Genomic DNA, 19,821 nt, shown 5'->3' with positions numbered 1-19,821 from the left:
ACGATTGGCGACTTTTAGGGGGCTCACCTGGCCGATGACCATCGCGCCCTGGCACGTATACGCAGGTCAGAGACGGCACAGGCTCAGGCACGTCGGCCAATGGACGCCCTAAAAGTCGCCGATCGTGACACCAAGGGCCTCACAGCACACCGCCGAGACCCACCACTGAGCCCGCCCGGCGCACGCATTCGTAGGGGAGATGCCGCAGTCGTACCCTTGAGACTTATTCACAGGACTAGTCGACGCCAGCATCTGCGCAGGCCACAGCACCTTCAACGGATGCTTTGAATAAGCCTCCATCACCGCCATCCTCGGACTCATATTCATATTCACCCCATGAATAAGCCTTCGTGAGACGAGCTTCGCTCGCACTAGCATTTGCTTTAGAGACCGTCTCATCGAAGAGACGCTGTGCAACCACGTTGAGGGCGTCACGAAGTTCGCCCTCCCACTGCTCTTGCTGCTCACCAAGACGGTCAGCCCCCCGCAAGAGCTCTTCTCTTGTCGGCCGCACCCTAAGGGTGTGAATAAGCGATAAAATCACCCCCAGAACACCAAGAATAATGCAAATCCACCACAGTACTTCACTGCCGGGAAAACGACGAGAGCCGGAAAGACTGGAATAGAGGAGGTGATACTGGAGAATGTAGCCGCAACTTCCCCGAAGTGACTTTTCAAGTGACGCCGAAACGTCAATGTCAGTATCTTATCTTCAAGATCTCCCGACAGCTCTTTCGTCACCTTCGACATTCTCCCAGGCGAGCAGAATATCAGGCGTAAGAAAGGGAAGTCTGCCGACGCGATACTTCTTCAGCAGCTTCACCCATCAGGTTAAGCGCGCTTGAATAGACTACCTCCGCAAGCTCGGCAGCCCCCTGAGCACTATCCGCTTGGACAAGTAAGCCCACATAGATTGAGCCTGCAGACGGAAGCAGCCGCACCTCATCATAATCGACATGGTCAACGGTCTCGGCTGCGCTTTTTAGAACACTACTGAGCAACTCGCACAGATAGTTCGCGCGAGTCTTATCATTCACCTTGAGGTAGGTTGCGGTTGAGTACGTCTTCATCGGTACTCCTGGTTGGGGCGCGGTGGATCACCTTGTAGTAGCAGGTCACATGCTCCCAGCGACATCTTGGGGAGGTTCAGCCCACAGCATCGCGGCTGACGCCCGGAGATGAGCGCACTCCGGGCAGATCGACGGATCCCCACAAAGACCCGCCGCATGTGACCTTGGGCGCGCGGCGGCACCTTCCGGAGGGTTGGTCGGGTACGCGCCCCTACGATGGTCATATGCGTCCCTCGACCCCGCAGCAGCCGCGGCGCCCCGCCCGTCCCGGCCGCGGCTCGTCGTCGGCGTCCGGACGCCGTCGACCTTCCGCCGGTCATCGACGCAGCCCCGAGGGCCGGCCCTCCCCGCAGCGTCCCTCGTCGGACGCACCCGATCCCACCAGCCGGCGAGCACTCGCCATCGCCCGCCGAGAGCGGCGTCGGCGTCGCGCCCGTAACCGGCTCCTCTACGGCACGGCCTTCGTCGTGGCGCTGGCCCTGATCGTCGTCGGCCTGCGAGCCTGGGGGCTCCGCCCCGGCTTCGCCCTGCCGCTGGGCTCCTCCCCCAAGCCGTCGACGACGCCGTCGCAGGCCACCGCCGTGCCCTCCGCCCGGGCGTCCGCCAGCCGCGCGGCCTCGCCGTCGGCCTCGGCCGCCCCCTCCGCCTCACCGACGCCGTCCGCCTCGGCGCTCCCGTCCCCGCGGCTGGACTCCGAGGGCTTCGCGCACTCCGGCGCCGTCGGCAACGGCACCTGGACGATCGCGCCGGCCGTGCCCGTCTCCCGGCCCGCGGCCACCACCGTCTACCGCTATGTGCTGCGAGTCGAGGGCGGCACGCATGTCGACGCCGCGACGGCGGCCCCCATCGTGGAGCGCATCCTCAATGACGAGCGCGGCTGGCCCACCGCGCAGAACACGTCCTTCCAGCCGGTGGCCGACCCCGCGAGCGCGGACTTCACCTTCAACATCGCCACGCCGCCCAGCGCCGACGCCCTGTGCTCACCGCTGGACACCGGCGGCATGTGGAGCTGCCGCAACGGGGACAACGTGGTCATCAACTCCGACCGGTGGAACTGGGGCGCCATCACCTACCCCGACGTCGACTCCTACCGCATCTACGTCACCAACCACGAGGTGGGCCACTTCCTCGGCCACGAGCACGAGTTCTGCGCCGGAGCCGGCCTCAAGGCCCCGCTCATGGCCCAGCAGAGCCACGACCTGGCCGGCGGCTGCGTGTACAACGCCTGGCCCACCCAGGACAACCAGCCCGGCTGAGGCCCACGACGACGCCGGCAGCGCGAAGGGGGCGGGCCCACCACTCAGGTGGGCCCGCCCCCCTCATCACTGGCCTGTCACCGGCCCATCACAGCCTCCGCTTCAGGCGGCCGCCTCAGTCGGGTTCCGGGCTCAGGCCGGCGACGCCGCCGAGGAGGCCGACGACAGGTGCGCCTCGCCCTCGGCCCGCAGCGTGAGTCCCTCGGAGCCGTCGGCCTTGTCGACGACGACGCTCTGGCCGTCGAGGACCTCCCCGGCCAGCAGCATGCGGGCCAGGCGGTCGCCGATCTCGCGCTGGACGAGGCGGCGCAGCGGCCGGGCCCCGTAGGCGGGGTCGTAGCCCTCGTCGGCCAGCCAGCTTCGGGCGGCGTCGGTGACCTCCAGGCTCAGGCGCCGGTCCGTCAGGCGCGTGGCGATCCGGGCCAGCTGGATGCCGACGATCTCGCCCAGCTCCTCCTTGGAGAGGGCCTCGAAGACGATGATGTCGTCGAGGCGGTTGAGGAACTCCGGCTTGAAGGAGGCCTGAACCACGCTCATGACCTCATTGCGCTTCTCCTCGGGGCTGGTGAGCGGGTCGGTGAGGAACTGGCTGCCCAGGTTCGAGGTGAGCACGAGGATGACGTTGCGGAAGTCGACCGTGCGCCCCTGGCCGTCGGTGAGGCGGCCGTCGTCGAGCACCTGCAGGAGGATGTCGAAGACCTCGGGGTGGGCCTTCTCGACCTCGTCGAGCAGGACCACGGAGTAGGGCCGACGCCGCACGGCCTCGGTGAGCTGGCCGCCCTCCTCGTAGCCGACGTACCCGGGAGGGGCGCCCACGAGGCGCGCCACGGAGTGCTTCTCGGAGTACTCGGACATGTCGATGCGCACGATGGCGCGCTCATCGTCGAAGAGGAACTCGGCCAGGGCCTTGGCCAGCTCGGTCTTGCCCACACCCGTGGGGCCCAGGAAGAGGAAGGAGCCGGTGGGGCGGTCGGGGTCGGAGATGCCGGCCCGCGAGCGGCGCACCGCGTCGGCCACGACGGCCACGGCGGCCTTCTGCCCGATGAGGCGCTCGCCGATGACCTCCTCCATGGTCAGGAGCTTCTCGGTCTCACCCTGGAGGAGCTTGCCCACGGGGATGCCGGTCCAGGCCCCCACGACCTCGGCGATCTCGGGGGCGCCGACCTTCTCGGCGATCATCGGCTCACCGGCCGCCTGCTCGGCGGCGTCGTCGGCGGCCTCGGCCTCGCGGATCTGGCGCTCCAGGGCGGGCATGTCGCCGTAGCGCAGGCGGCCGGCCTCCTCGAAGTTCCCCTCGCGCTCGGCCAGGTCGGCGCGGGTGCGCATCTCGTCCAGGGCGGCGCGCAGCTCACCGACCTTGTTGTGGCCGGCCTTCTCGGCCTCCCAGCGGGCGTTGAGCGAGGCCAGCTCCTCGGAGGCGTCGGCCAGCTCGGCGCGCAGGCGCTCGAGGCGCTCGACGTCGGCGGGGTCGGCCGTGGAGACGTCCTCGATGGACTCGCCCAGGTAGGCCTCCTCCATGCGCATGCGGTCCACGCGGCGGCGCAGCTCGTCGATCTCGACGGGGCTGGAGTCGAGCTCCATGCGCAGCCGGGAGGCGGCCTCGTCGACCAGGTCGATGGCCTTGTCGGGCAGCTGACGGCCGGTGATGTAGCGGTCGGAGAGGGTCGCGGCCGCCACGAGGGCGCCGTCGGAGATGGTCACCTGGTGGTGGGCCTCGTACTTGGGGGCGATGCCGCGCAGGATGGCGACGGTGTCCTCGACGCTGGGCTCACCGACGAAGACCTGCTGGAAGCGGCGCTCCAGGGCGGGGTCCTTCTCGATGTTCTCGCGGTACTCGTCCAGGGTGGTGGCACCCACCATGCGCAGCTCGCCGCGGGCCAGCATGGGCTTGAGCATGTTGCCGGCGTCCATGGCGCCCTCCGAGCCACCGCCGGCGCCGACGACGGTGTGCAGCTCGTCGATGAAGGTGATGACCTCGCCGTCGGAGTCCTTGATCTCCTTGAGGACGGCCTTGAGCCGCTCCTCGAACTCGCCGCGGTACTTGGCGCCGGCCACCATCCCGGACAGGTCCAGGGCGATGAGGCGCTTGCCGCGCAGGGACTCGGGGACGTCGCCGGCGACGATGCGCTGGGCCAGGCCCTCGACGACGGCGGTCTTGCCGACGCCCGGCTCACCGATGAGAACCGGGTTGTTCTTGGTGCGTCGGGACAGGACCTGTACGACGCGACGGATCTCGGCGTCGCGGCCGATGACCGGGTCGAGGCGGCCCTCCCGGGCGGCCTCGGTGAGGTCGGTGCCGTACTTCTCGAGGGTCTTGTAGGTGCCCTCGGGGTTGGCGGAGGTGACGCGCGAGGAGCCGCGGACCTGGGGCAGGGCCTCGATGAGGGCCTGCGGGGTGGCGCCGGCGTCGGCCAGGATGCGGGCCACGGTGGGGGCCGAGCCGGAGGCGTCGCCCTGGGCCAGGCCGATGAGCAGGTGCTCGGTGGAGATGTACTCGTCGGACAGCTCCTTGGCGACCGTCGAGGCGGCCTCCAGGGCGGCCAGCAGGGAGCGCGAGGGCTGGGGCTGGGTCATGGAGGAGCCCGAGGAGGCGGGCAGCTGGGTGAGGATGCGGCGCGCGGAGGCGCCGACGGCCTGGCGGGTCGCTGTGTCGGGGCAGACGGCGGCCAGGAGTCCGGCGGCGACGCCGTCGGGCTGGGAGAGGAGCTCAACGAGCAGGTGCGCGGGCTCGATCTGGGGGTTGCCGGCCGCGGCGGCGGCCTGCATGGCGCCGGAGATCGCCTCCTGCGACTTGGTGGTGTAGTTGGTGTCCATACGGATCTCCTTCGAGAGGTGGTGACGTGTTGCGTCTTCTGGTCACCAGAACCTTCACAGAGTTGAGTCTATTCCACTCAACTTCCGAGACCGGCAGTGACGTGGGCTACTCCTGAGGCCGTTGTTGCCGGAATCCCGCCGCTCACCGCACCCACCGCGACATGCCAGTCGACCACGTGACACACCACTGTTCGACGCCGCCGCTATGGTCACGTCACAATCCCGCCATGACTCCGGAGACATCATGAGAACCACGCGCGCCACCCTGGCTCTGGCCACCATCCTCATCCTGGCGGGCTGCTCACAGGGCAGCCCCTCGTCGGCGGGCTCGGCCGCAGCGACCGGCTCGGCCCCCGCGGCCGCGGCGACGTCGGCGGGCGGGGGCGGCGCGAGCGCCTCCATCCCGGCGGGCCACCAGGTGATCACCGCACCGACATCCGGCCTCACCTTCGCGATCCCTGAGGACTGGCAGGACCTCAATGCCCTTCCCGAGGCCCAGAAGGCGCTGCTCGCCCGGGCTCAGGGGCAGGATCCCTCCGCCCTCACCCAGCGCCTGAGCAGCACCGACGCCTTCTACGGCCGGTTCTCGCAGAGCGCCGGAATCTCCTTCAACAGCGTCGCAGTCGCCAAGGAGGCCGAAGCCTCCTCGACGCCCCCGTCCCAGGAGAGCCTGGATGAGACCATCACCCGGCAGGGAGGCACGCCGACGGGCTACTCCACCAAGCAGTCCACCCACGGGCAGGCCGCCGTCGACACCTCGACCGCGCAGGTCCAGGGGGTCCAGACGGCCGGCGCGGTCGTCGCCGTTCCGACGTCGTCGGGCACCTACGTGCGCATCGCCGTGACGGCCGGCAGCGCCGAGGAGGTCGACACCATCGTGTCCACCATCCTCACGACGGCCCGCTGAGGGACTCCCCCGGAGGACCGCGATGGCGACGAGATCACCGCTTCGACTCCTCAGCGCCGCCATGGCCGCCCTGGCACTTGTCAGTCCGGCCGCGCTGGGTGGGTGCCGCGCCTCCGGGGGCTCCGCCGCGTCGTCGGCCCCTGAGGCACCGGCAGCCCCTCCGACCGGCCCCACCCCCTCAGCCATCCCCCCGGGCTACGCGGAGGTCACCTCCACCTCGGCCAACATCACCATCGCGCTACCCGCCGACTGGAGGGACATCTCCAGCTACTCCGCCACCGAGCTCATCCCCCTGGCCGAGGACCTGGGCACGGATGACAACAGGGCACTCAAGGCGAACCTCGACTCCTACGAGGTGTTCAAGACCGCCGGCTCCGCCCCGGGGCAGCCGTTCTCACCGCGGGTCTACATCGACAATGAGCGCCAGGAGAACGCGAAGATGAACGTCGGGGACGTCTTCGTCGACGCCGCGAAGCAGGACCAGGTGTCGATCGATGCGGTCGAGGCGATCCAGACCCGCAACGGGCAGGGGATCCGGGGGACCTTCACCCACTCCCCGCGCAGCAAGGCGGATTACGGGTCCGTCCTCTACCTGCCCACCTCATCGGGGGACTACGCCCGCGTGTTCGTCTTCTCCGTTTCCCAGGACGACGCGAAGAGGATCACCGAGGTCATCATCGCGACGGCGCACTGAGGGGCTCCCCTCCAAAGCGACTGCTCGCCGCCGCCAGAGTCCCGGAATGGGCGTTGCCCCAGCCCCGCGCTCGATGAACCGTGAGCGAAACCAACGCATCAAGAAAATTCCCAGAAGATCATGATCTTCTTATGACGTAGGTCATTCGTTCATCTTGGAGCATCATGAGAACCACACGCAACACCGCAGCCCTGTTCGCCGCTCTCGCACTAGCAGCAGCCCCTGTTCTGACCGCCTGCTCTCAGAGCACTGAGGGCTCCGGCTCCTCCAGCTCAGCCGCCTCCGACAGCTCGTCAGCATCGGACGAGGGCGACGACAAGGACAGTGAGACCAAGGACAGTAAGAAGGACGCCGAGGCTGACAAGACCAGCAAGGGCGACGACAAGGCCTCCGCCAGCACCAGCGCCACGAAGAGCGACCTCCCCAAGGCGACGCCCGCGGGCTACCAGGAGATCACCGCCCCCACCGTCGGCATCACCTTCGCGGTGCCCGAGGGCTGGCAGACCACCCCTTTGGACGCCACATCCGACGTCTACTACAAGGCCCCCGACACCGGCACCGATCCGTACCTCGGCAACGCCAACGTCTCCAAGACCACCGTCCCCGCCACCAAGCCCCCGACCGAGGCTGAGCTGAGCCCTGCCCTCTCCTCGATCCCCGGAGGGACCCCGACCGGCTACTCCACCGAGCAGACCGCCAATGGTGAAGCGGCCGTGCTCAACTACACCGCGAACATCGGCGGCCAGACGGTCAACGGCTCCCTGATCGCGGCTCCCACCAAGGAGAAGGGGAAGTACGCCATCATCGCCATCAACGCCGGCTCCAGCGGTCAGACCATCGAGGAGCTGAGGACGACCGTCCTCGAGACGATCCACTGAGCACAGCCGGGGACGTACCACTCCGGGCGGGGACACGTCGCACGGTCGGGGACTTTTCCGTTCAGCCGGGGGCGTTCGACGCCGTCGGGGACCGGAATCCTGTCACCCTCCGCGCAGGACGTCCCCGCCCGGAGTGATCTGCACCCGGCCGCACGCAATGTCCCCCGCCGCGGGGAGACCGTAGGCTCGACGTCGATGACCGCACCATGCCGCCGCAGCCCTCACCCCAACGATCCCTCCGGGTGCGTCAACGTGGCCGCCCGCCGAGACGAGCTCCTGGCCAAGGCGGCCACGCTGCCCGGGGCCTGGGCGGGGCACAAGCCCGAGTGGGACATCCCCGTCGCCTCGGTGGGCCCCCGCCTCTTCCTGCTGCTCATCCCCCACACCGACGGCCGCCTCCTGGCCAATGTCAAGCTCGATCCCGAGGACGTCGTCGCCGTACGGGCCGCCTTCGAGTGGGTGGAACCGGGCTTCCACCAGTCCAAGCGGCACTGGGTGAGCATCGACCTCACCAGCCCCGGCTACCGGGCGGACGAGGCCGCCGCCATGGTGGAGGACTCCTACCGGCTCGTCCTGTCTCTCCTGACCCGCCGTGTGCGTGAGGCCGTCCTCCTGGCCGACGCCGCGGGCTCCCCCGCCCGCCCCACCTGGCAGTGGTGAGGCCCGGCACCGCTGGCGCTCCAGCAGAACGGCCGGGGACGTTCTGCGCGTAGGGGTGCGCAAGCTTCCCTACGGGGCGTCCTGCGCGTTCGGGGACGGAATTCCGGTCCCCGGCGGGGAGAGAAAGTCCCCGGCCGCGTCACTTGTCCCCGAGCGCGTCACTTGTCCCCGGGCGCAGCCCAGGGGCCGAGCCGCCCTCAGATGACGCAGGTGCGCAAACCTGGCACTATTCAGGCGAGGCCGTCGTCATCCGACGTCTGGCCACCCGACGGAAGGAGACACAGATGGGACTTGATGACCTGGCGAAGAAGGCCGGTGATGCTCTCAGCTCCGACAAGGCCGAGGCGATCAGCGACAAGGCGCTGGACGCCGCAGCCGGTGCTGCCAAGAAGGCGACCGGCGGCAAGTTCGACGACAAGATCGACGCCGCCCGCGACGCCGTCGACGGCAAGCTCGGCACGGAGTGATCCGGCTGAGAGCCTGCTTGACCCCAGGCACCGCGGTCTTCTGATCGCAGGAGTGAGGGCCCCGCACATTTCAGTGCGGGGCCCTCACGCGATCCCGGCCAACTGGGCTATCCCCCATTTCTCTCAGGCACCGACCGCCACAGTCCGGTGCCGCCACCGCGGGGCCCAGTTGTCTCCCACCGGGACGTCTCATCGGCCTCCCCTCGGGCTGCCGGCGCTCGCCTACTGAGCGTTGAGCGCGGCGGTCGGAGGAGTGCGGGAGGCCCGAACCGCCGGGTACACGCCGGCCAGGGCGCCGATGGCGATGGTGATGCCCAGCCCACCGGCGACGGCGACCACCGGCAGGGAGAAGGGCCAGCCGTTGGCGGCCGACATTCCGGCAGTCACCCCGATCCCGATGATGCACCCCAGGGCACCTCCCAGGGAGGCCAGCAGCAGCGCCTCAGTCATGAACTGCACGAGGATGTGTCCGCGCATCGCGCCCAGGGACCGCCTCAGCCCGATCTCCCGACGGCGCTCGAGCACCGAGATGATCATCGTGTTGGCCACCCCGATACCACCGACGAGCAGGGCGATCGAGCCCACGCCCAGCAGCAGGCCGGTGAAGGCCTTGTCGGCCGCGTTCTTGGCCTCCAGCGCGTCCGAGGGGCGCGAGACCTTGACCTCGTTGGGGGCCTGCGGCGAGATCGACGGCGCCAGCACCTTGCGCACCGTGGGAACGGCGGCGTCCTGGCTGCGCGTGTAGACCGTCGTCGGCTTGGCGTCGTGCCCCAGCAGGTTACTGGCCACGCCCTGACCGATGAGGGCGGCGTTGTTGAGCTCGGGAGCCAGCACCACCGGCTTGAGGATGCCGACCACGGTGAACCAGTTGCCACCGATCCACACCTTGCTTCCCGGCGAGACGACGCCGAGGCGCTGGGCCGCCGTCTGCCCCAGGACCGTGGCCGGGTACTTGCTGGTGGCCTCGTTGAGCCAGGTGCCCTTGTCCACCTGTCCGGCCACGACGTCGAGCAGCGACTTGTCCGCGGCCAGGGTCGTGATGCCGCCGGAGGCGTTCTTGTCGATGAGCGGGGTGCGGTAGACCAGCGAGTTCTTGACCAGCCCGGTGCTCGAGGCGCTCTGGACGTTGTCGATGAGGCGGACCTTGCCGACACTGTCCTGAGGCAGGGAGGAGGAGTTGCCGAAGAGGTCCTGGCCGGCGGTGGCCGTCAGCAGGTTGGTCCCCAGGGAGTCGAGCTGGGCGGAGAGCTGGGCGCGGCTGGAGGCCGAGATGCCCACCACCGAGATCATGGCGGCGATACCGATGGCGATCCCCAGTGCGGACAGGAAGGCACGGGTGGGGCGGGCCCTGATGCCGGTGCCTCCCAGGCGCAGCACGTCGGCCAGGCGCAGCCGCGAGCGCTGGAGCCGCCGGGCCGGGGCGTTGCCGGCCCGCTCGGCCGTGGACCGGTCACGCCGGAGCGTAGACGTCGTCATGGACGATCTCCTTCAGGCTTGAGTCCCCCACGATACGGCCGTCGCGGATGGCGATCTGCCGGGGGAGCTGGGCGGCCAGCTCGTTGTCGTGGGTGATGACGATGATCGTGGTGCCTTGGGCGTGGAGCTCGTGGAGGAGCTCGACGATCGAGGCCCCGGAGGTGGAGTCGAGGTTCCCGGTGGGTTCGTCGGCCAGCAGCAGTGGGGGCTCGCCGACGACGGCCCGGGCGATGGCCACGCGCTGGCGCTCGCCGCCGCTCATCTGGTGGGGGCGGTGGTCGAGCCGGTGGGCCAGGCCGACGCGCCTGAGGGCGGCTCGGGCGCGTCGGCGCCGCTCGGAGCGGGGGACCCCGCTGTAGAGCAGGCCGTCGGCGACGTTGTCGACCGCGTTGACGCCGTCAGCCAGGTGGAACTGCTGGAAGACGAAGCCGATGCGGCTGGACCGCAGGGCCGAGAGCTTGGCGTCGGACAGGGAGCCGACGTCGACGCCGTCGATCTCGACGGTGCCGGCGCTGGGCCGGTCCAGGGTGCCGATGAGGTTGAGGAGCGTGGACTTGCCCGAGCCCGAGGGGCCGACGATGGCGACGAACTCGCCGTAGTCGATCTCCAGGCTCACGCCCGCGCAGGCGGCCACGGGCGGCTCCCCGTAGGTGCGTTTCACGTCACGCAGGGACAGGATGCGGCTCATGTCTGCGGCACCACCACTCGCTGTCCCTCGGAGATGTCCTTACCGGAGATCTCCACGCGCCCGCCCGCGAACAGCCCGATGGTGACCGGCACCTTGCGGGTGGTGCCATTGGACTCGACGATCTCGACGCCGTACTGGTCGGCGCTCAGGGCCAGCAGGGCGCCGACCGGCACCGACAGGACACCCGTCCGCTTCTCGCTGGGCAGGTCGACGGTGACGGAGACCTCCTGGAAGTTGGTGGTCGCCGAGGCGTCGGTGAGGGTCACGGTGATGGGGATGACTCGTTCCTTGGACTCGCTGGAACCAGACCCAGAACCAGAACCGGAGCCGGAGCCGGAACCCGACTCGGAGCCGGAGGACTTCTCGGTGGGGGTGCCCACGGAGGTGATCTTGCCTTGAGTGGTCTTGGCGTCGGGCAGCTTGATGGTCACGACGGTGCCGGCGACGGCGAGCTTCTGGTCGGAGAGCTTGATGTTGGCGTCGACCACCTGGGTGGTGGAGGTGACGTCGAAGAGTTCGGTGTCGGCGGCGACGCGGTCACCCACCCGGGCAGCGACCTTCCCCACGCGCAGGTCCCCGGGGGCGAAGACCACCCGTCCCAGTGGGATGGTCCCGGTCTGGGGCAGGTCGAGGTCCTTCTGCCACTTCATGATGGCGCTGGTGGTGGCCCAGCTGAAGTGGTCGTCGGGATCGTAGTCGAAGTACCCCAGGTCCCTCAGGGCCGTCTCGAGCTGGCGAATGTCCTCGCCGTCCTCCATGCCGGCCTCGAAGTTGCGCCAGGCGGGCAGGGAGCCACGCATGAGGTAGGCGGTCCCGGAGCCCGTGCGGTAGAGGACGTCCCCCTGGGTCAGGACGGTCCCAGCGGCGGGCACCTGGATGAGAACGCCCTCGAAGCCCGACTTGAACTTGCGCGAGTCTGAGTAGCGCAGGGTGCCGGTCACGGAGGTGTGCCCCTGGAGGTCCCCCTTGGTGATGGTGTCGGTGGCGCCGTTGAAGGTCGACGTCGTCGGCTTGGCCTTGGCCGCGAAGGGGCCCGATCTGGAGGCGAAGGCGCCTGCACCAGCGCCCGCAGCCAGGATCGCGGCGGCCCCCATGGCCAGGAAGGCCCGGCGTCGGGTGCGGTGGGTTGTACCCGGCTTGTCCGCGGTACCGGTCGAGCCGTCGTCGACCTGCGGGGAGGTGGTGATCTGATCCATGTGTCTGCCTGTCTGAGTGTGTGTCTGCGCGGCAGCCGGGCCGCGCGAGCCTGTGGTCTGTTGGCGCCCGGAAGGGCGCGGCGTCACTTGTTCCCGACCTGGGAGAAGCACTTGCTCATGACGTCCTGGGGGATGTCGCCGTTGAGCTGGATGCCCTTGCCGGCCTCGGGGTCGGGCACGTCGTAGCCCTCTTTACGCAGGCACTCAGCGGCCTTGACCAGGTCCTGCTGCGTCTCGGGCTTGGCGAGGTCCTCGGTGCCGGGGGCGGGGCCGACGATCTGCTCGCACTCCTGGGCGGCCTTGTTGGCGGCCTCGTTGTCGGGGAACTGCACGTTGCCGTTGGAGTCGGGGTCGGAGACGTCGATGCCCTTGTCGCGCATGCACTTGGCCATCTTGAGCAGGTAGTCGTCCCCGCTGGTGGCGGAGGCGGAGGCGGCCGAGTCCGCCTTCGAGCCCTGGGAGCATCCGGCCACGAGTCCGACGGCGCACACGGCGCAGGTCAGCACCGTAGCGGCACGGGTGAGGATCCGGGTGTTGAGGGGCTGCTTCATGGGAGAGGGTCCTTTCGGCTCACGTGGGTCGGAACGCGGTGGCGTCCGTTCGTTCGGGGAACAGCCAACCGGGAGCGGTGTTGCCATGGGGTTCACAATTTCGCTTAAGTTGTGGCAACACGGGGGCTGGTTCGCTCAGGGACCGGCCGAAGACACACAGTGAAGGAGATAGGGCAATGCGCGTGCTCGTTGTGGAGGATGAGGAGTACCTGGCTGAGGCCATCGCCACTGGGCTGCGGCGTGAGGCGATGGCCGTTGACGTCGTCGGCGACGGGGCCAGCGCCCTGGAGCAGGTGGAGTTCAACGACTACGACATCATCGTCCTGGACCGGGATCTGCCCGTGATCCACGGCGACGAGGTCTGCCGCCGGGTGGTCAATGACCACCCCAGCACGCGGGTCCTCATGCTCACCGCGTCCCGGACGCTGGACGCGCGCGTGGGCGGCTTCGAGCTGGGGGCGGACGACTACCTCACCAAGCCCTTCGAGTTCCCCGAGCTGGTGGCCCGGCTGCGGGCCCTGGGGCGACGCAGCCAGCCGGCGCGCACCCCGGTCATCGAGGCCCACGGGGTGCGTCTGGACCCCTTCCGCCGGGAGGTCTACCGCGACGGGCGCTTCATTCGCCTCAGCCCCAAGGAGTTCGCGGTCCTCCAGGTCCTCATGGAGGCCGAGGGCGGGGTCCTCAGCGCTGAGACGCTCCTGGAGAAGGCCTGGGACGCCAACGCCGACCCCTTCACCAACTCCACGCGGGTGACGATCTCCCACCTGCGTCGCAAGCTCGGTGAGCCGCGTGTGATCCAGACGGTCCCCGGCGCGGGTTACAGGTTCAGCGCATGAGTGGGCAGGGGGATGCGCAGACCCGGGTCGACGACGCCGCGGCCGCAGGAGCCGACAGCGAGACCCACGGCGCCCGTAAAGCCCGCGACGCCCGGTCGGGTCGCCAGGAGCGCTTGCGTCGCCCCCGGCACCTGAGTATCCGGACCCGCCTGACCCTGACCTACGCCGGGATGGTGACGGCCGCCGGCGTGGTCCTCATCGCCCTGGTCTCCTTCTACACGCGCTACGTCACGCTGAGCATCCAGATCGGTGGTCCGGTCGGGGAGACCGCCGCCGTGCCGGTCTCGCAGGTCGGCGAGGCCGCCAAGGTGGACACGAACCTGTTCGATCTGCTCGGCACCATCATGCGCTCAGCCGTCGGCGTACTGGCGCTGCTCGTGGTGCTCTCCGGGACCGTCGGCTGGATCCTGGCGGGGCGGATGCTGCAGCCGCTGTCCTCGATGAATGCGGCGGCCAAGCTCGCCGCCTCGGGCGACCTCAGTCAGCGGCTGGACCTGTCCGGCCCGCGTGACGAGATCCACGACCTGGCGGACACCTTCGACAACATGCTGGACTCCCTGGAGCGCTCCTTCTCCGTCCACCGCCGGTTCGCGGCCAACGCCTCCCACGAGCTGCGCACTCCCCTGGCCACCACGCAGACGATGATCGACGTCGCCCTGTCCGACCCTCAGGCCTCGGCCGAGGACCTGCGCCGGGTTCTGACCCGGGTCCTGGAGACCAACCGCGCCAACCGGGAGACGATCGACGCCCTGCTGGACCTGGCCGACGCCCAGTCCGGCAAGCTGGCCCACGAGGACGTGGACATGGAGGTCACGGTTCGTGACGCCCTGAGCCTCATCGCGCCGGAGGTCGCCGAGCACAGGCTTCACGTCTCCACCCACCTGCTGCCCGCCCGGGTGCCCGGCGACCCGGTGCTGCTGCGCCAGAGCGTCTCCAACCTGCTGCGCAATGCGGCCCGCTACAACGTCGAGGGCGGCCGCATCACGGTGGGCATGGCGTGTCTGGACGACGGTGTTCGCCTGACGATCCGCAACGAGGGCCCCGTAGTGTCGCCCGAGAGCGTGGAGTCCCTGTGCGAGCCCTTCGTTCGCGGCGAGGGTCGGGGGCGGACCCGGGGATCCGGGCACGGACTGGGCCTGGCCATCGTGACGGCCGTGGCCACCGCGCACAACGGCGAGCTGCGTCTGAGCGCCAACCCCGACGGCGGGCTGACGGCTGTCCTCGAGCTGCCGGTGGGGGAGGCCGAGGACACCTCAAGCGCAACCGGCGCCAACGACTGACGGTCGCCGGCCACGCGGGCCGGCGACCGTCAGGATCGAGCAGCTGGCTGCGGCGGAGACGAGACCCCGCCGGGCAGCGACTAGTTCTTCTTGCCGGAGTTGATGACCAGCTCGACGAAGAGCCGGATGAGGCCGATCTCAGCAACGGTCCAGGGGGCGTTGAAGAACAGGCTCGCGAAGAACCAACCAGCGTTGAAGTTCCGGCTATGCGACTCGACGTCATAGGCAGCGTTGAGGTCACCGGCGTTGTAAGCCGAGTAGGCCCAACTCACGACCAGGGCGATGGCGGCGATGTAGAAGACCACCTTGCCGAACTTCTCGGCGAAGGGCTTGGCGGTATCGAAGAAGTTGCCCATGAAGCTGTCCCCCGCCGGAGCCTGCGCGAAGGGCTGGCCGGGGACGCCGGGAGCGGTAGGGGCGCCGGGAGCGCCCTGGAACTGCTGCTGGGGCGGGTAGGGCTGTCCCGGGACCGGAGCCGAGGGGGCCGAGGGCTGCTGCTGGTAGAAGGGCTGACCGGGGTTGGGGGCTGAGTCATGAGGGCTGTTCGCTTCCTTCAGAGTTGGGGACGCTGGCAGGCTACCGCGTCAACGATGCCCTGTGAAACGATCAGGTCAGCCCTCGCATTCTGCGAGGCGACTCACAGTCCTCAGGACATGGTGCGATGACGCGCCATCGAGGCGGTCGCCGGGCCGCCCCACCATACAAAATCCCTGGAGGACGTGGTGGCACGCACCCGCCGGACCGCGGGGGAAGCCCTCCCCATCGCTTGGGGAACCCACCCGTGCCTCGGTGTCTCAGCGCGCCGGGTCGTAGGTGCTGGAGGTACCCACCGGTGAGGCCGGGGACGGAGGGGCCGGCAGCCGGCGTATGCGCTCGCTGCGGGCCACGGCGGTGCGCAGCAGGGTCTCGAAGGGACCGGCGTGACCGCCGCGCTCCGGGGCGGCGCACAGCCCGACCGTCACCAGCCAGACCGCCAGCGCGATCCCTGCGGCCCGGGCCTCCCCCAGGTGGAGCCCGATACCGGTCAGGGCGGGCAGGGCCATGAAGATGACGGCGAAGAGGAAGGACTGGCTGAGGTAGGCGGTCATGGAGCGGCGCCCCACGTCGGAGGCGAGCCGGCGCAGGCCCGTCAGCCGGCCATCCGGCCGCGGTCCGCCGGCGTAGAGGGCCAGGACGGCGAGACAGCCGCAGCCCCCGGCCAGGCCCAGGACCGCGATCAAGGCGGAGTCGGCCTCCCAGGCCTGAGCACTGGTGAGCGGGACCAGGATCTCGTGAAGCGCGCCGAGCGCCCCCAGGGCCAGACCACCGATCCCGGCAACCGTCAGCAGACCGCGGTGGCGCTCGGGGTGGGCGATGAGGTCGGTGTCGGCCAGGCGGGCACCGAGGAAGGCGGCGGGAAGAACCATCGAGGTGAAGGCAGCGCCCAGGGCGGTGGTGAACCACCCGTTCACGTTGGTCACGAACCAGGGCAGCGTTGACGCCACGGACTGACCTGCTCCGGCGGGTGCCGCAGCCGCCGGGGCGGGGTAGCGCAGGCCGCGGGAACCATTGAATGAGGTCGCGGAGGCAGCGGAGGAAGTCGTGTTCACAACTCGACCGCATGAGAACCAGTGGTTCCGCGGCGTCCGCCTTAAGCGCCGAGATCGTCCCCACCGAAAGGAGGAGCCTGACGCCCGGCCGTTCTTCCGGTGGACGGTTCCGGGGGCTGCGCCGGCTCAGGGAGCCGGCTGCGATCCCGGCTGGGTCGCAGGCGGCATACCCGCCTGAACTCCTGGCTGCCCCATCGGCGGCATACCCGGCTGCATCGGCACCGGCGCCCCCGGGTGTCCCATCGGCGGCACGCCCGGCTGCATCGGCACCGGCGCCCCCGGCTGAACTCCCATCTGCCCCATCGGCCACGGTCCCGGCTGCATCCCGGGCCAGACGGCGGGCGGGGGCGGCGGCGTCGTCCTCCTGCGCTCGCTGCGGGCAACAGCAGTGCGCAGCAGGGTCTCGAAGGGACCGGCATGACCGCCGCGCTCCAGCAGGACGCACAGGACCACGGTTGCCAGCCAGACGCCCAGGGCGATGAGGGCGGCCGCGGCCTGCCCCACCCACAGGCGCCTGCCCGTCACCAGGAGCGGAATGATGCCGAAGATGATGCCGAACAGGATCGTCTGGCTCAGGTAGACGGTCATGGAGCGGCGGCCGACGGCGGAGGCCAGCCGGCGCAGCCCCGTCAGACGGCCGTCCGGCCTGGGCCCCCCGGCATACAGCACCAGCAGTGCCAGCCAGCCGCAGGCGCCGGCCAGGCCGAAGAACTCTTTGGCGGCGAAGTCCGTCGGCCAGAGCTCCATCGACGTCACGAGCGTCAGCGCGCCGTGGAGCGCCGCGAGCGCCCCCAGCGCCAGACCGCCCAGGCCCACGGAGATCAGCAGGCGCCGGTGCTGCTCCGGCTGGGTGAGGAGGTCGGTGTCGGCCAGGCGGGCGCCGATCACCGCGGCGGGGATGATGAGTGCGATGAGGATCTGCACGACCAGCACGACCACCCACTGCGCGATGTTGCCGCCGGCCCAGAGCAGCGCCGCTGTGAGCGAGATCGACTGCTCCCCGGAGGCCGTCGGGATGTCCGCCGACAGGGTCCCGGTGGCCAGGTACGTCCCCAGCGCCACCACGGTGATGATGCCCGCGGTGAGATAGAGCGCCGAGTAGTTCTTGCGGGCCAGCAGGTTGGCCAGGAGGACGGCGACCAGCCCATAGGCTCCGATGATGTCGCCGGGGAAGACGATGCCGTGGACGAATCCGAACAGGATCATCCACCAGCCGCGGCGCCGTACCAGGCGGTAGGCGTCAATGGTGGCCATCTCGCGGGCCCAGGCCGCCTCGTGCGGCATCGGCTCGCGGCCCTCCGGCGCGCCGGGCAGACAGGCGAGGTAGGTCTGGGTCCCGGAGGCGATGCGCCGGTTGACCATGGTCATGAGCCCGAAGCCGAAGAGCATCGCGAACAGCGGGTAGGCCCGGTGGTCCACCACCAGCGTGCGGACGAACATCCACCAGGCGTCGACGGAGGACACCGGCGGCTCGGCCCCGTTCGGCATCTTGTTCCATGACGGAACGTTGGCGACCGCGATGAGCAGGAGCATGAAGCCACGGGCCACGTCAGGGGCGGGGTATCGCACGCCCCGCGAGCCGGTGAAGGAGGTTGTCATCCGCATGGGCAGGACCTTACGGCCGGTCGAGGACCGGCGGTATCCGCCCGGAGAATGATGCACGGGGTGGGCCATCTGTTCTGCCGCAGCGGCCGACGGGCTCAGTGCCGTATCAGTACCCGCGTCCAGGACCCGCCGGCGCTCGTCAGTGCCCGGCCGCGCCCGCCTGCCCCGTCAGTGCCACCGGCGCATGGGCACGAGAGCAGTGCTCACGCCTCCCGCAGTGCCCGTTGCTCCCGCCGCGCCGGCGGCGCGTCCGCGCCCCGCCTCGGGGCGGCGTCCTGCCGGTCCCCGGCCCTGGCGGCCGGGCGCGACGACCTGGACCTCGCCGTCGGCGGCCGCCGCGAAGATCCGCTGGACGACGGCCTCGCGGCTACGCATGCGGGCGTTGTCGGCCTCCAGCTCCTCCACGCGGGCCTCCAGGGCGAGAATGCGGCGGATGCCCTCGAGGTTGATGCCCTCCTGGGACAGGGACTGGATGCGGCGCAGGCGCTCGACGTCGCGGTGGGAGTAGCGCCGGCCCCGCCCGCGGGTCCGGGCGGGGCTGACCAGTCCGAGCCGGTCGTACTGGCGCAGGGTCTGGGGGTGCATCCCGGCGAGCTCGGCCGCCACCGAGACCACGTAGACCGCGCGCTCGGCCGCGTCGTCGGCCAGGTGCCCCAGGCCCTGCCCGGCCCGGCGCCGGCTCATGTCGCCGCCTCCTCCATGAGGGTGGCCCGCGGGTCGGTGTCGCCCATGGCCTCATCGAAGGCCTCGAGGGCCTCCTTGGCGGCCTTGGAGAGCTTCTTGGGGACGGCCACCTCGATGGTCACCAGCAGGTCGCCGGTCTTCTTGCGGGTGGTGGCGCCCTTGCCGCGCAGGCGCATGACGGTGCCCGAGGAGGTGCCGGGCTTGATCTTGATCTTGGAGGTTCCGCCGTCGAGCAGGGGGACCTCGACCGTGGCGCCCAGGGCCGCCTCGCGCAGGGTGACCGGCAGGTCCATGCGCAGGTTGGTGCCGTCGACCGGGTCGACGGAGTACACGGGGTGCTTCTTGATGCTGATGGTCACCACCATGTCGCCGTTCTCGCCGCCGTTCAGGCCGGCTCGGCCCTTGCCGCGCAGGCGGATCCTCTGGCCGTCGCGCACGCCCGCCGGGATGCGGACCTTCATGGTGCGCCCGTCCGCGGTGAGCTCCACGGTGGTGCCGGCGACGGCGTCGCGCAGGTCCAGCGTGGCCGAGGTCAGGACGTCGGAGCCCTTCTGAGGCTGGGGCTGGGAGCCGAAGCCGCCGAAGCCGAAGGGGCCGGGGCGGCCGCCGGAGCGGGTGGGGCTGGGGGTGCCGCCGAACATGCGCAGCAGGTCATCGAGGTCGGGCTGTGCGCCGCCACCGGTCTCGAAGCGGACACCGCCGCCCTGGCCGCCGAACATGGAGGAGAGGATGTCCTCGAAGCCGGCGCCGCCGGACCCTCCCGGGCCGCCGGCCTGGAAGCGGGCACCGCCTCCGGCCATGGAGCGGATCGCGTCGTACTGCTTGCGCTCGGCCTCGTCGGACAGGACGGCGTAGGCCTCGCCGACCTCCTTGAACTTCTCCGCCGCTGCGGCGTCGTCGGGGTTGCGGTCGGGGTGGTACTTCTTGGCGAGCGTTCGGTAGGCCTTCTTGATTGCGGCGGCGTCGGCGTCCTTACTCACGCCGAGGACCGCGTAGAAGTCCTTGGTCATCCAGTCCTGACTGGCCATGGTCGCGTCACCGCCTCCTTATCTGGGTGATCGTGGGGGTTTCCTTGCTGAAGCTGAAGATGGGGGGGCGTCGCCGCGGCCCTGGGGCCTCGGGCGTCCCGGTGCGCCTCCCGGCCGACGGCGGACCCGGACCCGCCAGAGC

Annotated in this window: 18 protein-coding genes and 1 pseudogene; 8 read left to right on the top strand and 11 right to left on the bottom strand. The window is 69.9% G+C overall.

Annotated features, from left to right (window positions below; genetic code table 11):
• Positions 1–770: 770 nt before the first annotated feature.
• Entirely contained in the window at positions 771–1,070 is a 300-nt protein-coding gene (locus tag BKH32_RS13405) for a hypothetical protein (protein ID WP_143222638.1), read from the bottom strand.
• Between the two features lie 224 nt (positions 1,071–1,294).
• Between BKH32_RS13405 and BKH32_RS00510 the strand changes: the two genes are divergently transcribed.
• Positions 1,295–2,326 carry a DUF3152 domain-containing protein gene (locus tag BKH32_RS00510; protein WP_075248132.1) on the top strand — a complete coding sequence of 344 codons (1,032 nt, stop codon included), beginning with the start codon at positions 1,295–1,297 and terminating at the stop codon, positions 2,324–2,326.
• Positions 2,327–2,458: 132 nt separating this feature from the next.
• Here the strand turns inward: BKH32_RS00510 and clpB are convergent, their stop codons facing one another.
• On the bottom strand, positions 2,459–5,140 hold the full coding sequence (gene clpB, locus BKH32_RS00505; RefSeq protein ID WP_075248131.1) for an ATP-dependent chaperone ClpB: 2,682 nt from the start codon (positions 5,138–5,140) through the stop codon (positions 2,459–2,461).
• Positions 5,141–5,384: 244 nt separating this feature from the next.
• On the opposite strand from clpB, the gene BKH32_RS00500 reads away from it, so the two are divergent.
• The 5 genes from BKH32_RS00500 (at position 5,385) to BKH32_RS00480 (ending at position 8,746) form a co-directional block, all read left to right on the top strand.
• On the top strand, positions 5,385–6,047 hold the full coding sequence (locus BKH32_RS00500; protein ID WP_075248130.1) for a hypothetical protein: 663 nt from the start codon (positions 5,385–5,387) through the stop codon (positions 6,045–6,047).
• Positions 6,048–6,069: 22 nt separating this feature from the next.
• Positions 6,070–6,741 (top strand): hypothetical protein, encoded by a 672-nt coding sequence (locus BKH32_RS00495; RefSeq protein ID WP_075248129.1) that lies wholly within the window; start codon positions 6,070–6,072, stop codon positions 6,739–6,741.
• Between the two features lie 164 nt (positions 6,742–6,905).
• Positions 6,906–7,619 carry a hypothetical protein gene (locus BKH32_RS00490; protein WP_075248128.1) on the top strand — a complete coding sequence of 238 codons (714 nt, stop codon included), beginning with the start codon at positions 6,906–6,908 and terminating at the stop codon, positions 7,617–7,619.
• A 195-nt stretch (positions 7,620–7,814) separates the two neighbouring features.
• On the top strand, positions 7,815–8,279 hold the full coding sequence (locus BKH32_RS00485) for an MmcQ/YjbR family DNA-binding protein (RefSeq protein WP_075248127.1): 465 nt from the start codon (positions 7,815–7,817) through the stop codon (positions 8,277–8,279).
• Between the two features lie 284 nt (positions 8,280–8,563).
• Positions 8,564–8,746, top strand: coding sequence for an Rv0909 family putative TA system antitoxin (locus BKH32_RS00480; RefSeq protein WP_075248126.1), 183 nt, complete (start codon positions 8,564–8,566; stop codon positions 8,744–8,746).
• 222 nt (positions 8,747–8,968) lie between these two features.
• On the opposite strand, the gene BKH32_RS00475 is transcribed toward BKH32_RS00480, so the two are convergent.
• From BKH32_RS00475 to BKH32_RS00460, 4 genes are all read right to left on the bottom strand, one after another.
• Positions 8,969–10,222: an ABC transporter permease gene (locus BKH32_RS00475; RefSeq protein WP_081376634.1), complete on the bottom strand. Its 1,254-nt coding sequence runs from the start codon at positions 10,220–10,222 to the stop codon at positions 8,969–8,971.
• Complete coding sequence (locus BKH32_RS00470) at positions 10,197–10,910, bottom strand: ABC transporter ATP-binding protein (protein WP_075248125.1); 714 nt, start codon at positions 10,908–10,910, stop codon at positions 10,197–10,199. Before BKH32_RS00470 ends, BKH32_RS00475 begins: the two co-directional genes overlap by 26 nt.
• Positions 10,907–12,106: a peptidoglycan-binding protein gene (locus BKH32_RS00465; RefSeq protein ID WP_075248124.1), complete on the bottom strand. Its 1,200-nt coding sequence runs from the start codon at positions 12,104–12,106 to the stop codon at positions 10,907–10,909. Before BKH32_RS00465 ends, BKH32_RS00470 begins: the two co-directional genes overlap by 4 nt.
• A gap of 83 nt (positions 12,107–12,189) precedes the next feature.
• Positions 12,190–12,657: a hypothetical protein gene (locus BKH32_RS00460; protein ID WP_075248123.1), complete on the bottom strand. Its 468-nt coding sequence runs from the start codon at positions 12,655–12,657 to the stop codon at positions 12,190–12,192.
• Between the two features lie 176 nt (positions 12,658–12,833).
• Here BKH32_RS00460 and BKH32_RS00455 point away from each other — a divergent pair, with 176 nt between their 5' ends.
• Both BKH32_RS00455 and BKH32_RS00450 read left to right on the top strand, forming a co-directional pair.
• On the top strand, positions 12,834–13,493 hold the full coding sequence (locus BKH32_RS00455; RefSeq protein WP_075248122.1) for a response regulator transcription factor: 660 nt from the start codon (positions 12,834–12,836) through the stop codon (positions 13,491–13,493).
• Positions 13,490–14,773: a sensor histidine kinase gene (locus BKH32_RS00450; RefSeq protein ID WP_430383777.1), complete on the top strand. Its 1,284-nt coding sequence runs from the start codon at positions 13,490–13,492 to the stop codon at positions 14,771–14,773. The genes BKH32_RS00455 and BKH32_RS00450 overlap by 4 nt, the downstream gene beginning before the upstream one ends.
• Before the next feature lie 80 nt (positions 14,774–14,853).
• Here BKH32_RS00450 and BKH32_RS14160 read toward each other — a convergent pair whose 3' ends face one another.
• From BKH32_RS14160 to BKH32_RS00425, 5 genes and pseudogenes are all read right to left on the bottom strand, one after another.
• Complete coding sequence (locus BKH32_RS14160) at positions 14,854–15,129, bottom strand: hypothetical protein (RefSeq protein WP_256690156.1); 276 nt, start codon at positions 15,127–15,129, stop codon at positions 14,854–14,856.
• Between the two features lie 438 nt (positions 15,130–15,567).
• Positions 15,568–16,299 (bottom strand): annotated as a pseudogene (locus BKH32_RS00440) (DUF418 domain-containing protein); the annotation flags it as partial.
• A 189-nt stretch (positions 16,300–16,488) separates the two neighbouring features.
• Positions 16,489–17,967 (bottom strand): DUF418 domain-containing protein, encoded by a 1,479-nt coding sequence (locus BKH32_RS00435; RefSeq protein ID WP_075248120.1) that lies wholly within the window; start codon positions 17,965–17,967, stop codon positions 16,489–16,491.
• Between the two features lie 168 nt (positions 17,968–18,135).
• Entirely contained in the window at positions 18,136–18,651 is a 516-nt protein-coding gene (locus tag BKH32_RS00430; RefSeq protein WP_075248119.1) for a heat shock protein transcriptional repressor HspR, read from the bottom strand.
• Entirely contained in the window at positions 18,648–19,679 is a 1,032-nt protein-coding gene (locus tag BKH32_RS00425; RefSeq protein WP_075248118.1) for a DnaJ C-terminal domain-containing protein, read from the bottom strand. The genes BKH32_RS00430 and BKH32_RS00425 overlap by 4 nt, the downstream gene beginning before the upstream one ends.
• Between the last annotated feature and the right edge of the window lie 142 nt (positions 19,680–19,821).

Origin of the sequence: Actinomyces oris, assembly GCF_001929375.1 — a bacterium.
Classification (GTDB): domain Bacteria; phylum Actinomycetota; class Actinomycetes; order Actinomycetales; family Actinomycetaceae; genus Actinomyces; species Actinomyces oris_B.
Note: the sequence above shows the minus strand (reverse complement) of the source record. Positions and strands in the feature narration are given on the sequence as shown.

What these genes read in the sequence shown, in the direction of transcription:
- BKH32_RS13405 (WP_143222638.1), bottom strand. Translation starts at nt 1,070, where the DNA reads ATGAAGACGTACTCAACCGCAACCTACCTCAAGGTGAATGATAAGACT.
- BKH32_RS00510 (WP_075248132.1), top strand. Translation starts at nt 1,295, where the DNA reads ATGCGTCCCTCGACCCCGCAGCAGCCGCGGCGCCCCGCCCGTCCCGGC.
- clpB (WP_075248131.1), bottom strand. Translation starts at nt 5,140, where the DNA reads ATGGACACCAACTACACCACCAAGTCGCAGGAGGCGATCTCCGGCGCC.
- BKH32_RS00500 (WP_075248130.1), top strand. Translation starts at nt 5,385, where the DNA reads ATGAGAACCACGCGCGCCACCCTGGCTCTGGCCACCATCCTCATCCTG.
- BKH32_RS00495 (WP_075248129.1), top strand. Translation starts at nt 6,070, where the DNA reads ATGGCGACGAGATCACCGCTTCGACTCCTCAGCGCCGCCATGGCCGCC.
- BKH32_RS00490 (WP_075248128.1), top strand. Translation starts at nt 6,906, where the DNA reads ATGAGAACCACACGCAACACCGCAGCCCTGTTCGCCGCTCTCGCACTA.
- BKH32_RS00485 (WP_075248127.1), top strand. Translation starts at nt 7,815, where the DNA reads ATGACCGCACCATGCCGCCGCAGCCCTCACCCCAACGATCCCTCCGGG.
- BKH32_RS00480 (WP_075248126.1), top strand. Translation starts at nt 8,564, where the DNA reads ATGGGACTTGATGACCTGGCGAAGAAGGCCGGTGATGCTCTCAGCTCC.
- BKH32_RS00475 (WP_081376634.1), bottom strand. Translation starts at nt 10,222, where the DNA reads ATGACGACGTCTACGCTCCGGCGTGACCGGTCCACGGCCGAGCGGGCC.
- BKH32_RS00470 (WP_075248125.1), bottom strand. Translation starts at nt 10,910, where the DNA reads ATGAGCCGCATCCTGTCCCTGCGTGACGTGAAACGCACCTACGGGGAG.
- BKH32_RS00465 (WP_075248124.1), bottom strand. Translation starts at nt 12,106, where the DNA reads ATGGATCAGATCACCACCTCCCCGCAGGTCGACGACGGCTCGACCGGT.
- BKH32_RS00460 (WP_075248123.1), bottom strand. Translation starts at nt 12,657, where the DNA reads ATGAAGCAGCCCCTCAACACCCGGATCCTCACCCGTGCCGCTACGGTG.
- BKH32_RS00455 (WP_075248122.1), top strand. Translation starts at nt 12,834, where the DNA reads ATGCGCGTGCTCGTTGTGGAGGATGAGGAGTACCTGGCTGAGGCCATC.
- BKH32_RS00450 (WP_430383777.1), top strand. Translation starts at nt 13,490, where the DNA reads ATGAGTGGGCAGGGGGATGCGCAGACCCGGGTCGACGACGCCGCGGCC.
- BKH32_RS14160 (WP_256690156.1), bottom strand. Translation starts at nt 15,129, where the DNA reads ATGGGCAACTTCTTCGATACCGCCAAGCCCTTCGCCGAGAAGTTCGGC.
- BKH32_RS00435 (WP_075248120.1), bottom strand. Translation starts at nt 17,967, where the DNA reads ATGCGGATGACAACCTCCTTCACCGGCTCGCGGGGCGTGCGATACCCC.
- BKH32_RS00430 (WP_075248119.1), bottom strand. Translation starts at nt 18,651, where the DNA reads ATGAGCCGGCGCCGGGCCGGGCAGGGCCTGGGGCACCTGGCCGACGAC.
- BKH32_RS00425 (WP_075248118.1), bottom strand. Translation starts at nt 19,679, where the DNA reads ATGGCCAGTCAGGACTGGATGACCAAGGACTTCTACGCGGTCCTCGGC.